The sequence below is a fragment of the Rhizobium sp. R693 genome, assembly GCF_002211315.1.
In the GTDB taxonomy this organism is placed as follows: Bacteria; Pseudomonadota; Alphaproteobacteria; order Rhizobiales; family Rhizobiaceae; genus Rhizobium.
Genome location: NZ_LOKY01000032.1, coordinates 1 through 13,965, shown reverse-complemented (window position 1 = coordinate 13,965; position 13,965 = coordinate 1). Strand labels below are relative to the sequence as shown.

The window sequence follows — 13,965 nt, the reverse complement described above, 5'->3', positions numbered from 1 at the left end:
GATCCTTCGGAACCAGGCTATCGAGCGTCACCATCTCGAGCGCAGTCTGTTCGGCAGCGGGTTTCTTCAACATAACCCAGTGAATCAAAAACCCCCGGCAAACGCCAGGGGTTTGTCAGCAGTCTGAGCCGGGCTGAAGCCCGGCTTTTTCCGTATTCGATATCCGGCTTAGAACTTCACGCCGATACCAACCTTGACGCTGTGCTCGTCGTAGCCACGCGAAATGTTTGCGCCACCGACATGGAAGTCGCTGTCAGCGTAGTTCGTGTAGCGGTACTCGACACGGGCCGTGATGTTGTTGGTCACGAAGGTTTCTGCACCCGCGCCGACCGTGTAGCCGAGCGACGTGTCGGTGTCAGAGCCGGCGGCGTTGCTGAACTTGTTCTTGGTAGCAGCGAGACCGGCCGTGCCGTACAGCAGGAACGGATTCAGGTCGTAGCCGATACGGCCGCGGATCGAGCCGTTGACTTCATTCTTGCCCTCGCCGCCGCCAGCAGCGCCGTCAGCGCCGGAATAGCCGATGTCGGCTTCGGCACCGTAAACGATCTGGCCAGCCTGCCAGTTGTAGCCGGTGTAGATCTGACCGCCGAGAGCGCGCGCGTTGTACTTGTTGCCAAAGCCGCCCATGTTGTAGGTGCCGGCGCCGCCGAGGTAGAAGCCCTGCCAGTTGGCAGCGGGAGCCGGCTCATTCTGTGCAACCGGAGCTTCCGGGATCTGATCAACGGCATCGGCTGCATAAGCGGCGGAAAACCCACCAAGGGCAACGGTCGAAACCAACAGGCTAGCAATAAACGTACGCATACTCGTCTCCTTTCAGACCCGCGTCCTTCGTCAACTGTCTTACAGCGAAGCATTCGCGGGCTATTACAAATGTCCCTTGCGGTTCGGAAGGGAAATTGATGCCCAATTGAGGATTTGAAAGAGCCAAATTGTGATTTGATTGTGGCGCCTGGATGGCTGAAATTCGATGTTGCTTTGCCGCAACAGAATATTTGTTAACCATAATGAATGGTTAAATCATGAATACTTATTTTAGTGAATTATATTCTTAAATAATACATACAGTAATTCCGATATCGCCGCAATCAAAACGGCTATTTATCTCACCTTCTCTCGCGCCTATATAAGCAGCAAACAGAGTTTCGCGGCGAAAAGGCATGATTTTGAACGGGAAAAGACTTCGGACGGCGCTCGTCACCGGGGCGGCCAAAAGAATAGGCAGGGCGATAGCCGAGGATCTGGCTGCGAATGGCTTTGCGGTCGCGATTCATGCCAGCCGTTCGATTGAGGCGGCCGAGAATTTCGCGGCGGAATTGCGGCAAAGCGATTCCCGGGCGGTTGCGGTGCAAGCTGATCTCCAGAAAATTGACGAGACACGCGATCTCATAAGAAGAGTATCGGAGGCGATCGGGCCGATCGACCTGCTCGTCAACAATGCCTCCGTTTTCCACGAAGATTCGGTCCGGCATATCGATGCCGAGGCATGGGACGAGCATTTCGCCGTCCATGTCCGCGCACCGTCGATTCTCGCGGCGGACTTTGCCGCGCAACTGCCCGAGCAGGCGGATGGTCTGGTGGTCAACATCATCGACCAGCGTGTTTGGGCGCTGCGACCGAGCTTCTATTCCTATACGCTGTCGAAGTCGGCCTTGTGGACCGCGACGCAGACCATGGCCCAGGCGCTTGCGCCGCGCATCCGCGTCAATGCGATCGGCCCCGGCCCCTCGATGCCGAGTGAACGGCAATCGCAAGAAGACTTCCAAGCGCAGGTCTCAGCGCTTATCCTCAAGCGAGGGCCGCAACTTGAGGAGTTCGGCAAAACGATTCGTTTCCTCTACGAAACGCCCTCGATCACCGGTCAAATGATTGCCCTCGACGGCGGCCAGCACCTTGCCTGGCAGACGCCCGATGTGGCGGAGATTACGGAATGAATTCAAGGAAGCTGCCTGATGGCGGCATTCTTTACGACGAAACGGACGAAGCTGACGACGATATCGACGTGGAGAGCGACACTTCCCCGGCGCCGATTTCGACTGCGATCGATTGGAACGAGGGCGGCGTCAACGAGACTGGCCTTATCGGAGCGGATCTCATCGCCGAATTCGTCAAGCACCTGCCGAACAGTCCAGGTGTCTACCGCATGTTCAACGAGGCCGGTGACGTCCTCTATGTAGGCAAGGCCCGCAGCCTAAAGAAGCGCGTCAGCAACTACGCGCTCGGGCGCGTCCACTCCAACCGTATCGCACAAATGGTGCGCTTGACCGCGAACATGGAGTTCGTGACGACGCGCACCGAAACCGAAGCGCTGCTCCTCGAAGCGAATCTGATCAAACGCTTGCGGCCACGCTTTAATGTGCTGCTGCGCGACGACAAGTCGTTCCCCTACATTCTGATAACGGGCGACCATCGCGCTCCGGCAATCTTCAAGCATCGCGGTGCTCGCGCTCGCAAGGGCGACTATTTCGGGCCCTTTGCGTCAGCTGGGGCCGTCGGTCGCACGATCAACTCGCTGCAACGCGCCTTTCTCATCCGGACCTGTACCGACAGCGTCTTCGAGACGCGTACCCGCCCCTGTCTTCTCTATCAGATCAAGCGCTGTTCTGGGCCATGCACGCATGAGATCAGCGACGAGGGCTATGCCGAGCTCGTGCAGGAGGCCAAGGATTTCCTTTCCGGCAAAAGCCAGAAGGTCAAAGAGCATATGGCCATGGCGATGAACCTTGCTGCCGAGGATCTCGACTTCGAACGGGCAGCCGTCTATCGCGACCGTCTCGCGTCGCTCTCGCATGTCTCCAGCCACCAGGGCATCAACCCGGCAGGCGTGGAAGAGGCGGATGTCTTCGCGATCCATCACGAAGGCGGCATTTCCTGCATTCAGGTGTTCTTCTTCCGCACGGGGCAGAACTGGGGCAACCGCGCCTATTTCCCGAAGGCTGACCCTCAGCTCTCGGCCGCCGAGGTGTTGAATGCCTTCCTCGCTCAGTTCTACGACGACAAGCCAGTGCCGAAGCAGATCCTGCTGTCGGAGACCGTCGAGGAACTCGAACTTCTTGCCGCCGCACTCGGAGAAAAGGCTGGACATAAAGTGTCCATACTCGTGCCGCAGCGCGGAGAGAAACGCGATCTGGTCGAGCATGTGATTGCCAATGCACGCGAGGCGCATGGCCGCAAACTCGCGGAAACGGCGTCGCAATCGCGGCTGCTCGAGGGCTTTAAGGAGACCTTCAAGCTCCCCTATGTGCCGCAGCGGGTCGAGATCTACGACAACTCGCACATCATGGGCACTAACGCGGTTGGCGGCATGGTCGTGGCGGGGCCGGACGGTTTCGTGAAGAACCACTACCGAAAGTTCAATATCAAATCGACCGATATCACGCCGGGCGACGACTTCGGGATGATGCGCGAAGTGATGACGCGCCGCTTCTCAAGGTTGCTCAAGGAAGAAGGCCTTCCCGACCGTAGCCAGCCGACATCGCCGGCGGATGCCGCGGACATGCCCTTCCCCGCCTGGCCCGACGTCATCCTGATCGACGGCGGACAGGGACAGATGACGGCCGTGCGCGCGATCCTTGAGGAACTGGGGATCACCGACAGCGTCACCGCCATCGGCGTGGCCAAGGGTGTCGACCGCGACGCCGGGCGCGAGCGCTTCTTCCCGCCGGGACGCGAGAGCTTCACCCTGCCACCGCGCGACCCCGTCCTCTATTTCATCCAGCGCATGCGCGACGAGGCGCACCGCTTCGCAATCGGCTCGCATCGCGCCCGGCGCAAGAAAGAGATGGTGAAGAATCCGCTCGACGAGATCGGCGGGATCGGGCCGTCGCGCAAGCGCGCCCTGCTGCAGCATTTCGGAACCGCGAAGGCGGTTTCCCGCGCCGCCTTGTCCGATTTGATGGCGGTCGAAGGCATTTCTGAGACAGTTGCTAGGCAGGTTTACAATCATTTTCACGACGACGCCGCGAAATAGGCGACGTCAGTCGCAAATTCCACGCAAAGGCAGCGAAAAAATAGAAAGAATGTTGACGCTTTACGGTCAAAGCCGTCATCTACGGGCACATCACTTCAGAGACATGTTTCATGGCATCGCGCGCTTATAATATACCGAACCTGCTGACCTACGGCCGCATTCTGGCAGTGCCGCTGATCGTGCTGTGCTTCTTCCTCGAAGGAAAGCTGGCGATCAGCAACACGGCACGATGGGTGGCGCTGTGGATCTTCATCATCGCGTCGATCACCGACTTTCTCGACGGCTATCTCGCCCGCATCTGGAACCAGACGTCGAACATAGGCCGGATGCTCGATCCAATCGCCGACAAGCTGCTTGTCGCGTCCATTCTTCTGCTGGTCGCAGCCGACCAAACGATTGCCGGCTGGTCAATCTGGGCGGCGATCACCATTCTCTGCCGCGAGATCCTGGTCTCGGGTCTGCGCGAATATCTGGCCGCCCTGAAGGTCAGCGTCCCCGTGACGCGGATCGCCAAGTGGAAGACGACGGTGCAACTCGTTGCGATTGCGTTTCTGCTCGCCGGTCCCGCTGGCGACGAAATTTTCCCTTATACGACGAAGGCCGGCATCGCACTTCTCTGGGTCGCGGCACTGCTGACGATCTACACCGGCTACGACTATTTCCGGGCTGGCCTGAAGCACATCGTGGATGATGAAGAATGACAAAGCTCGTTTATTTCGCCTGGGTGCGCGAACGGATCGGCAAGGCCGAAGAAGAGATGGCCCTGCCCTCGTCCGTCGTTACCGTTGCCGATCTTCTGAATCATTTGAAGACGATGGGCGAAGAATATGAGACTGCGCTTCAGTTTCCCGACGTTATCCGGGTCGCGATCGACCAAGAGCACGTCGAGCGTGACGAACCGATCGGCAACGCCAGGGAGATCGGCATTTTCCCGCCGATGACCGGAGGCTGACGTGAGCAGCAAGGTCGAGCCGTATATTCGCGTCCAACGCGAGGACTTCGATCTTCAGGCGGAAGTGGATCGGCTCAGCGCTGGCGCAAGCGGCATTGGCGCGATCGTCACATTCTCGGGCTTGTGCCGTGACGAAGGCGGCAGGCTCGCAGCGCTCGAACTCGAACACTATCCAGGCATGGCCGAAGCCGAGATGAACCGGATCGCTCTCCTTGCGATCAAACGCTTCGGGCTTCTCGGCCTGACCGCCATTCACCGCTACGGAAAGATCGCGGCGCGTGAGCATATCGTGCTTGTTATCGCCGCGGCTCCGCATCGGCAGGCCGCGTTCGATGGCGCAAACTTTGTGATGGACTTTTTGAAGACGGCCGCTCCCTTCTGGAAGAAGGAGCACGCTAAGGATGGTTCCTCGGGCGAATGGGTCACGGCAAAGGACGCGGATGACACCGCCCGCGACAAGTGGAAATAGTCAGGGTATCGCCCGCTCTCTCCTGCTGAGTACCAACAGAAGTACAAGCAGCGAGAACACTACGAAATCGCGCCAAAGATAAGGGCCGTAGGCGCTCCACATCGTCTCCGCGACACCGAGACCAGCGGCGCCGCCGGCCGACTTCAGGGGGTCCGAATATCCGCCGACAGCAGCTACCATCAAAACCTTGAGGCCGAACATCAGCCCGGCACCGAAATCCATCGTGCCGTAGTAAAAGGTGGCGAGGATGCCGCATGCCGTGGCGATCAAAGCGGCTGCCACGTAGGCGACGAGGAAAACGCGATCGGCGCTCGTCCCGCACAGTTCTGCCGCAAGGGGATCGTCTGTTACGGCCCGCCACAGGCGACCCCAGGAAGTCAGCCTCATGACGGCAACGCCGAGCGCGATCATGGCACACATCAATCCGGTATTGATGAGTTGGATCTCGGTGAGCGTCACCTTGAACGCCCCGTCATTCCAGAAGGTGACGACGCTGTTCAGGAACGGCGAAAGCCATAGGCTCTTGGTGTCCGATGCAAGCCTCGCCGTTTCCATCAGTACGATCGTAACGCCGAGCGCTGCGACAATCACGGTGTTCGACGACTGGCGTACCAGCGGCAGCATGATGGATCGCCCGATCCAGACTGCTGCAAGCATCGAATAGACGACCGAGAACAAGGCTCCCAGCGCCAGTGCCGCCGGCAGGATCAGCCAGAGCCTGTTGTAGCCGAGATCGGTGAAAAGCAGCAGAATCTGGCCCGAAAACGCGAAGATCGCCCCATAGGTAATATCGGCACGCTTGGTCACTCCAAAAGCGACGGCGTAGCCGAACGCAAGCGCAGCATAGAGCGCAGCCAGCGGCACCGCGTTCGCCAATTGCTGCAGCAGATAGGCCATGAAAAACTCCTGATTGCCGAAATCATAACTAGCAAAACATATTTTACCAGTTATATTTTCATTATGAGCTTTACCTGGACCCCACACCGCTTTTCTGGAGGCGCATTGGCGCTGGATGTCGCCAACAGCGTTGTGCTTCGGCATGACGAGACGCGACGGATCGACCGTTTCGAAACATCCGCCCAGCTAGAAGCCTTTCCGGAGGCTGCGGCGGCGTTCTGCGCGGAGCGGGAACTTTTCGCTGACATGGTTGCTCCTGCCCCACAGAACAGAAGAAACTTCCTGGAGTTGCGCGAGGCGACGGACGGATATTTCCGGGCCCGCGTTTCCGGCGACAATGACGATCAACTGCTCGCCGACCTGCTGGAGGCGCTGGCGCGCACGTTGCGTGGCGCCAATGGCGCAAACGGCCTCGATGCGGCAACCGCGCATTCGGTGTTGCGGCTGCTCGCAATGCCTGATCCCGACCGGATGAAGATCTGCCGCAATTGCGGCTGGCTCTTCATCGACCGCAGCAAGAACAGGAGTCGCGCCTGGTGCGACATGGCGGTGTGCGGCAATCGCGCCAAGGCGAGCCGCCACTATCGCCGGAGGAAAGAGGAGGAAGCACCATGAAAGCGCTGTCGATGGCCGTTCTTGTTGCAGCCGCAATGCTGACGGGATGCCAACGAGAGACCGACAAGCTGGTCGAGATCAGCGGCCGCGTCTTCGTATTCAATTACCGGATCGCCGTCGCGACCTATGTCGTGACCTTGAACAAGAAGGCGCCCATTCCGGAAGGGACGGTCGCCATCGCGGAATTCGAGAACCCGGCGGGCGGCGAGGTGCTGGTGACCAATGAAAAGATCTATCCGTTCTGGGACAAGATTACGCTTCAGAGCCCCGCACTGCATTGCGTCAAGAAGGATAAGCCTTACGCCGTGAAGGTTCGCCTGGTCGATGCCAAGGGAAAGACGTTGCAGAGCCTGAAGACAGAGGTGATTTCGAGCCTCGACCAGTCGGTCATGCCGGGCAAGCCGCTGGTCATCGGGCCGTTCTACACAAAGAACCCCGAGGTCTTCAAACCGGATGGCACCGTCGACTACGACTCCGCCGCCACCTGCCCTTCAACGTAAAAAGCCGGAGCAGAGCCCCGGCTTTCAGAGTTAATTCAAATGCTTCAGCGGTTTCGCTGAGAGCCTGAATCAGCCGACGATCTCGGTGTCCGAGAACCAGTACTTGATTTCCTGAGCAGCGGTTTCCGGAGCATCCGAGCCGTGAACCGAGTTTTCGCCGATCGACAGGGCGTGAACCTTGCGGATCGTGCCTTCGTCAGCGTTGGCCGGGTTCGTCGCACCCATGACTTCGCGGTTCTTGAGGATGGCGCCTTCGCCTTCCAGAACCTGAACGATGGTCGGGCCGGAAGTCATGGTTTCAACGAGTTCGCCGAAGAACGGGCGCTCCTTGTGGACGGCGTAGAAACCTTCGGCTTCGCGCTTGCTCATCCAGACGCGCTTGGAAGCGACAACACGCAGGCCGGCGTCTTCGAGCATCTTGGTGATAGCGCCCGTCAGGTTGCGCTTCGTTGCATCCGGCTTGATCATCGAGAAGGTGCGTTCAATCGCCATGGGTCAAATTCCTTTATTTCGTGGGAAAAGTGGGCGGTGTTTACCTGTCCGAGGGCCTGAAAACAAGGGGGCTCTGGTAATTTCACGCCGCTGTCATGGTCCAGCCCATCACCGTCCGACCATCATCGACTTTCATGGTTTTATGAAAGATGATTGACCTGAGTTGCCTTAAAATCAGCCGCCGAATGGACGCAGGAGAGAAAATGCTGAAACAATATAGGATGTTTGCGGATTACAATCGTTGGGCCAACGCGATCGTCTACGCCGCCGTGTCCGAACTGACAGAGCCGGAATTTCAGGAAAATCGGGGCGCCTTCTTTGGTTCGCTGCAGAGAACGCTCAACCATCTCCTGGCGGCCGACCGAATCTGGATGAAGCGTTTTACGGGTACTGGCGAGGCTCCTTCAACGCTCGACAGCGTGCTTCACGAGGATTTTCCTTCATTGCTCGGGGCCCGCCAAATCGAAGACCAGCGGATCATAAACTGGCTAGATACGCTCGATGAGCCTTCTCTTGCTGCGAATTTCACCTACATGCCGATCATTCAGCCAATCGAGATCAGGCAGCCGCTGTGGTCGGGCCTCTCACATTTCTTCAATCACCAAACCCATCACCGCGGCCAATGCCATATGACGCTAACGGCGCTCGGAAAAGCCAGTCTCGGTCTCGACCTCGCATACTACCTGCGCGCAGACGGCAAACGATGGCTCGACAGCTGAGCATCAAGCACCCGTTAACCGCGTCAAGAGAACCACCCTGGCCACATTCCCCTCAGACAGGCGAAATTCAACCTATCTTAAGCCATTGCACGCATAGGAAGAACAGCGCCAGGCGGAACGGGCCGACGAGCGAAGGGGACGGTCATGCGACATGCAGCATCGGATTCACAGGTGCAACGCGAAGCCTCACGCCCAGGCTCCGGAACCGACATCCAACGCGTCAGCCAGCACATCACGCGTCTCGGTATTGCGGGCCTGCCTCGCAACTACGAACTCCTGCACGAGGCAATCATCGGGCAGAACGCAGCCTTGGCGCAGGATATTGCGGCCCTCGGCTCGTCTCCGAACCAGGCTGCCCTCGACGATCTCGGCTTGAAATACCGTCTCGTCAGCCATTGCGGGATGATCGATAATGCGTCGCAGGCAGAGGCCGTCAAACTCCTGCGAGAGGCCGCAGGGCATCTTGCCGACTGCCTTATCCACAGACGAGCGTTCACGCGGGCGGCAGAAACGGTGTTGAACTCAATCGTCGGCGATGCGGAACAGAGCCTGTCCTCTCTGATGAACGAGATGGAGTATCTCTCGCAGGCGCTTGAGGAAGCGACAAGTGGAGAAGCAGCGCTGCAGACGAAGCTGCAAGCCGATCTCGAACGGCTTGAGACGCTGGCCCGCGGCGTGGCGGCGGCGCAGGTTGCCTCCACGACCGACAAACTGACGGGCCTGCCAAACCGTATCGCGCTCAACAGGGCAATCGCCGATCTTTATGAACGCGACGCAGGCTTCGCCAGCAGCGCTCTCATCATGGTCGATATCGATGACTTCAGGGCATTCAATAGTCGCTATGGCACACATACCGGCAGCCGGCTATTGAAGAAGCTGGCGGACATCTTCCGTAAATCAATCAAGAAGAACGACGTCGTCGCGCGAACGGACGGCGACGAATTCTCCTTTCTGTTTGCAAATGTCGGCATGCAAGAGGCCGTCGTGATTGCTGAGCGCCTGCGCACGTCGGCGGAGGACAACCTGGTCTTCGCAACGTCCGACAACATCGCGCCCGCCCGGCTCACGATTTCGCTCGGGATCGCACTGAGCGCCGACGCAACGACGGCATCGCAGTTGCAGGCAAATGCGCGCGTCGCACTCTACGCGGCCCAATCAAACCGCCGGCAGCCTATACAAGCGTTCGGGCGCTGAGCGTCAGGCTCAGGCTTTCATCCGCCCAAGGTCGTACGGCGCCTTCATTCTCCCGCCGCAAGTCGAAGCACTGGTTGTCTTCCAACGACAGCAAAGCGACCGAGGATATCCTCAAGGCGCTCCGCTTCCGTCGTGAGCAGGCGGGCGGCGGAAGTCGAGTCCTCAGCCATCGCGGCATTCCTCTGCGTGATCGCATCAATCGCGCCGATTGCGGAACCAATCTCGTCAAGTGCCGCTGACTGTTCGCGTGCGCCCTCGACGATGGCATCAATGTGCACGCGGATATCCGTAACGCTCTCGGCGATCAGCGTCAGCGTGTGTCCAGTGTCGTTTACCAGGGAGACGCCTTCCCGCACCTGCGCATCCGAGGAGGCAATCAGCGTCTTGATCTCGCGCGCGGCGACCGCGGAGCGCTGTGCCAGTTCGCGGACCTCTTGAGCGACGACTGCAAATCCCTTGCCCGCTTCGCCGGCTCGCGCCGCCTCGACGCCCGCATTCAAGGCGAGAAGGTTGGTCTGAAACGCGATCTCGTCGATGACCCCAACGATCTTGCCGATTTCCCTGGCTGATCCCTCTATTCTCCCCATGGCACCAACGGCGGCGACCACCACAGCGTTGGACTTTTCTGCCACCTCGACGGTTTGCGTCACCAGTTGACCCGCCTCCTCCGCGCGCTTCGCCGATTGTTGGACGGTTCCTACGATCTGCGTGACGGCAGCTGCGGTCTCCTCAACCGAGGAAGCCTGCTGTTCTGCACGCCGGGCAAGATCATTATTGGAATCGCGGATCGACGACGAACTGGAGCGAACGGCCCTGGCTGCATCTCCGACCGTCAACATGACCTCCTGCAGATTTGTGGCAAACAGGTTGAAAGCCATACGCAAGCGCTCGAGATCACCGGCAAAGGGTTGCTGCAACCGGAACAATAGGTCGCCGTTTGCCAAAGCGGTAAGCGCTTCATCGAGCCGCCTGACAGCAAAGAGCGTCTGTTCGGCTTGCTCGATGCGCTCGCGGTCCCGCGTAGCGCGCTCGTCCGCCGCACGCGCCTCCGTCTCCATCATCTTGATTCCCATTTCCTCAGCAGCCCTCTGGGCCGCCGTCGCGCGCTCGGCTGCCTCTTCGGCGACTTCGGCAGACACGAGCGCTTTTGCTACCCGATGAACGAGAGCGACGAGCACGGCACTCTGAAGCACCAGAACCGTGGCATGTAGCAGCACGCGCGGGAAGTCCGAAGCCCCAGGAAACACAGCCACCGGCAGCAGGAAGAAAAGCACCAGGTGATGAGCGGCAACGACGGCGGCATAGGCTACAATCGCGCGCCAATCGATCCATGCCGCGCAGATCGCCAGCGTCGCAAAGAAATACATGTGCATGTCAATCTGCAGCGGTGAGCCGCTGAAACTGTACACGAGCAAGGCGACGAGCGCCGCGTGTGCCATGGATGATACGATACGGGTGACCGGGCCTATCCGATCGATGAACCAGAGAATGCTTGCCAACGCCACGATCGCGATGCCACAGAGGGAAACGACCGTTGCCGGCGGGCTGGAATAGGCGTAGCCTGAGGGCCAGAAGGCCGAGATCTATCCAGAGCAGCAGCAGGATGCCACCAGCGACGCGCATGCGTAAGCTGTCAATCGATTTCATACCTTCCCCCTCGTCAAACAAATCTCGGTCATCCAGTGGTTCGTTACCAGCAGTGCTCCATGCCTGAAGAGGCGCGGCACGAAACCGGTACGGTCGGAATAGGCAACGGCCATCCATGGGTAGCGTCCTTCCGCGACATACTGCCCGCCCGCTTGGCCGATCAGCTGCTGCATTTGCGCTGCCTGCATACCGGGCGGCGCGACTACGACGACGAACGGACCGGCGGGAAAGAGTAAGGCGACGGCCGAAAGTAGGCAGATGAAGGTAAAACTTGCGACCACCACGAAAATATCGGTGCTGCGGGACATGAATGCCTATCCTTCAATCCGCGCCGACATCGCACGAGCCTACCGCTGAAGCAATCATGGCGTGCAATAAACTTCAACACACGCCGATTAGTAAAAGGTTACGGAAGTGATGTAACTTTCCGCCATATCGTGCCGTCCGGCTTCGCCGTGCCCTTGCCTTCGGCCAAGAGTTCCGCCAAAACGCCGGCCATGATCACGATTTCCGATATTTCCGCACGTATTGCCGGCCGCCTGCTCCTCGATCACGCCAGCGTTTCACTGCCAGCCGGCACGAAGGCCGGTCTGGTTGGTCGGAACGGCGCTGGCAAGTCGACGCTTTTTCGAGTGATCACCGGCGATTTGGCTTCGGAAAGCGGCTCGGTATCGATCCCGAAGAATGCGCGTATCGGGCAGGTGGCGCAGGAAGCACCGGGAACGGAAGACGCGCTGATCGAAATCGTGCTAGCCGCCGACAAGGAACGCTCGGCGTTGCTGGCGGAGGCAGAGAGCGCAACGGATCCGCATCGGATCGCGGAAATCCAGATGCGGCTGGTGGACATCGATGCGCATTCCGCGGAGGCGCGTGCGGCCAGCATCCTGGCAGGCCTCGGGTTCGATCAGGAAGCGCAATCGCGACCGGCCTCGTCCTTCTCGGGCGGCTGGCGGATGCGCGTCGCCCTCGCTGCGGTGCTGTTCTCCGAGCCCGACCTGCTGCTCCTCGACGAGCCGACCAACTACCTCGATCTCGAAGGCACACTCTGGCTTGAGGATTATGTACGTCGCTATCCGCACACAGTCATCATCATCAGCCACGACCGCGACCTGCTGAACAGCGCCGTCAACTCAATCGTTCATCTCGACCAGAAGAAGCTCACTTTCTATCGCGGCGGCTACGATCAGTTCGAAAGGCAAAAGGCCGAAGCGGACGAACTGCAGACGAAGGCACGAGCGAAGAACGAGGCGGCGCGCAAACACTTGCAGAGCTTCATCGACCGCTTCAAGGCAAAGGCGACCAAGGCACGCCAGGCACAGAGCCGTGTGAAGGCGCTGGAGCGCATGGGAACGGTGGCTGCCGTCATCGAGGACCAGGTACAGCCGATCACCTTCCCCGAGCCGGAAAAGCAACCCGCCTCCCCGATCGTGGCGATCAGCGGCGGTGCCGTCGGCTACGAGCCCGGCAAACCGATCTTGAAGGGCCTCAACCTGCGGATCGACAATGACGATCGCATCGCCCTGCTCGGCTCCAACGGCAACGGCAAATCGACCTTCGCGAAATTCATTTCTGGCCGCCTGTCGGCGGAGGCGGGCGAAGTCAAGCTGGCACCGAACCTGAAGATCGGCTTCTTCGCGCAGCACCAGCTCGACGATCTGATCCCTGACCAGTCGCCGGTCGAGCACGTGCGCCGTCTGATGCTGGATGCGCCCGAAGCGAAGGTGCGGGCGCGCGTCGCCCAGATGGGCCTCGCGACCGAGAAGATGACGACCGCGGCAAAGGATCTTTCCGGCGGCGAGAAGGCGCGTCTGCTGATGGGGCTCGCTGCCTTCCACGCTCCCAATCTCCTCATCCTCGACGAGCCGACGAACCACCTCGACATCGACAGCCGGCGGGCACTGATCGAGGCGCTGAACGACTACGAGGGCGCCGTCATTCTCATTTCGCACGACCGCCACCTTATCGAGGCGACGGTCGATCGCTTGTGGCTGGTCAACAAAGGTACTGTCGCGACCTTCGAAGGCGATATGGACGAGTACCGCGACCTCGTTGTCGCACCGGGCAAGAAGAAAGACGAAAGGTCTCAGCCTGCGGAAGAGTCCGCCTCGAAGGCGGACCAACGCAAGCTGAATGCGGAGAAGCGTGCTTCGCTGGCGCCGCTCAAGAAAAAGATCAACGAAATCGAATCCTTGACCGGCAAGCTGGAGAAACTGATTCAGGCGCTTGATGCAGAACTTGCGGATCCGCTGCTGTATGAAAAGGCACCTGCGAAGGCCGCGGAGAAGGCCAAGCAACGCGGCGAGGCTGCCGCAAAGCTGGCTGCGGCAGAGGAACAGTGGCTGGAGCTTTCGGCCGAGTACGAAGAAGCTATGGCGGTATAGATGGTGTTGTCTTCTCTATTCGGCGTGGTGAGGTCAAGCACCTTCTGACTGTCCGTAGCTATGGTGATTGATGTCTTCGCAGTATCGCGCTTCTCTCCGGGCTCGGCCTGTGTGGCCCTCCCATTATGGGAC

At 59.5% G+C, this 13,965-nt stretch carries 15 protein-coding genes; 10 read left to right on the top strand and 5 right to left on the bottom strand.

Going from position 1 to position 13,965, the window contains the following annotated elements; genetic code table 11:
- Positions 1-168: 168 nt before the first annotated feature.
- Positions 169-801, bottom strand: a complete 633-nt coding sequence (locus tag ATY79_RS20610) for an outer membrane protein (protein ID WP_088694179.1) — start codon at positions 799-801, stop codon at positions 169-171.
- Positions 802-1,163: 362 nt separating this feature from the next.
- Here ATY79_RS20610 and ATY79_RS20605 point away from each other — a divergent pair, with 362 nt between their 5' ends.
- From ATY79_RS20605 to ATY79_RS20585, 5 genes are all read left to right on the top strand, one after another.
- A complete protein-coding gene (locus tag ATY79_RS20605; RefSeq protein WP_088694191.1) occupies positions 1,164-1,931 on the top strand; it encodes an SDR family oxidoreductase in 768 nt (255 codons plus the stop codon).
- Positions 1,928-3,967, top strand: a complete 2,040-nt coding sequence (gene uvrC, locus ATY79_RS20600; protein ID WP_088704750.1) for an excinuclease ABC subunit UvrC — start codon at positions 1,928-1,930, stop codon at positions 3,965-3,967. Before ATY79_RS20605 ends, uvrC begins: the two co-directional genes overlap by 4 nt.
- A 110-nt stretch (positions 3,968-4,077) precedes the next feature.
- Entirely contained in the window at positions 4,078-4,668 is a 591-nt protein-coding gene (gene pgsA, locus ATY79_RS20595; protein WP_088694181.1) for a CDP-diacylglycerol--glycerol-3-phosphate 3-phosphatidyltransferase, read from the top strand.
- Positions 4,665-4,919, top strand: a complete 255-nt coding sequence (gene moaD, locus ATY79_RS20590) for a molybdopterin converting factor subunit 1 (protein WP_088694182.1) — start codon at positions 4,665-4,667, stop codon at positions 4,917-4,919. The genes pgsA and moaD overlap by 4 nt, the downstream gene beginning before the upstream one ends.
- Before the next feature lies 1 nt (position 4,920).
- Entirely contained in the window at positions 4,921-5,388 is a 468-nt protein-coding gene (locus tag ATY79_RS20585; protein ID WP_088694183.1) for a molybdenum cofactor biosynthesis protein MoaE, read from the top strand.
- Here ATY79_RS20585 and ATY79_RS20580 read toward each other — a convergent pair whose 3' ends face one another.
- Positions 5,389-6,285 (bottom strand): branched-chain amino acid ABC transporter permease, encoded by an 897-nt coding sequence (locus tag ATY79_RS20580; protein WP_088694184.1) that lies wholly within the window; start codon positions 6,283-6,285, stop codon positions 5,389-5,391.
- A 63-nt stretch (positions 6,286-6,348) separates the two neighbouring features.
- Between ATY79_RS20580 and ATY79_RS20575 the strand changes: the two genes are divergently transcribed.
- On the top strand, positions 6,349-6,900 hold the full coding sequence (locus ATY79_RS20575) for a CGNR zinc finger domain-containing protein (protein WP_088694185.1): 552 nt from the start codon (positions 6,349-6,351) through the stop codon (positions 6,898-6,900).
- A complete protein-coding gene (locus tag ATY79_RS20570) occupies positions 6,897-7,400 on the top strand; it encodes a hypothetical protein (RefSeq protein WP_088694186.1) in 504 nt (167 codons plus the stop codon). The genes ATY79_RS20575 and ATY79_RS20570 overlap by 4 nt, the downstream gene beginning before the upstream one ends.
- 69 nt (positions 7,401-7,469) lie before the next feature.
- On the opposite strand, the gene ndk is transcribed toward ATY79_RS20570, so the two are convergent.
- Positions 7,470-7,892, bottom strand: a complete 423-nt coding sequence (gene ndk, locus ATY79_RS20565; RefSeq protein ID WP_088694187.1) for a nucleoside-diphosphate kinase — start codon at positions 7,890-7,892, stop codon at positions 7,470-7,472.
- Positions 7,893-8,095: 203 nt separating this feature from the next.
- Here ndk and ATY79_RS20560 point away from each other — a divergent pair, with 203 nt between their 5' ends.
- Positions 8,096-8,611, top strand: coding sequence for a DinB family protein (locus ATY79_RS20560; protein ID WP_088694188.1), 516 nt, complete (start codon positions 8,096-8,098; stop codon positions 8,609-8,611).
- 144 nt (positions 8,612-8,755) lie between these two features.
- Positions 8,756-9,805, top strand: coding sequence for a GGDEF domain-containing protein (locus ATY79_RS20555; RefSeq protein WP_189638052.1), 1,050 nt, complete (start codon positions 8,756-8,758; stop codon positions 9,803-9,805).
- A gap of 44 nt (positions 9,806-9,849) precedes the next feature.
- Here ATY79_RS20555 and ATY79_RS20550 read toward each other — a convergent pair whose 3' ends face one another.
- Complete coding sequence (locus ATY79_RS20550) at positions 9,850-11,310, bottom strand: methyl-accepting chemotaxis protein (protein WP_141105751.1); 1,461 nt, start codon at positions 11,308-11,310, stop codon at positions 9,850-9,852.
- A 138-nt stretch (positions 11,311-11,448) separates the two neighbouring features.
- Positions 11,449-11,760: a hypothetical protein gene (locus ATY79_RS20545; RefSeq protein WP_088704748.1), complete on the bottom strand. Its 312-nt coding sequence runs from the start codon at positions 11,758-11,760 to the stop codon at positions 11,449-11,451.
- 189 nt (positions 11,761-11,949) lie between these two features.
- Here ATY79_RS20545 and ATY79_RS20540 point away from each other — a divergent pair, with 189 nt between their 5' ends.
- On the top strand, positions 11,950-13,833 hold the full coding sequence (locus ATY79_RS20540) for an ABC-F family ATP-binding cassette domain-containing protein (protein ID WP_088694190.1): 1,884 nt from the start codon (positions 11,950-11,952) through the stop codon (positions 13,831-13,833).
- Positions 13,834-13,965: the final 132 nt, after the last annotated feature.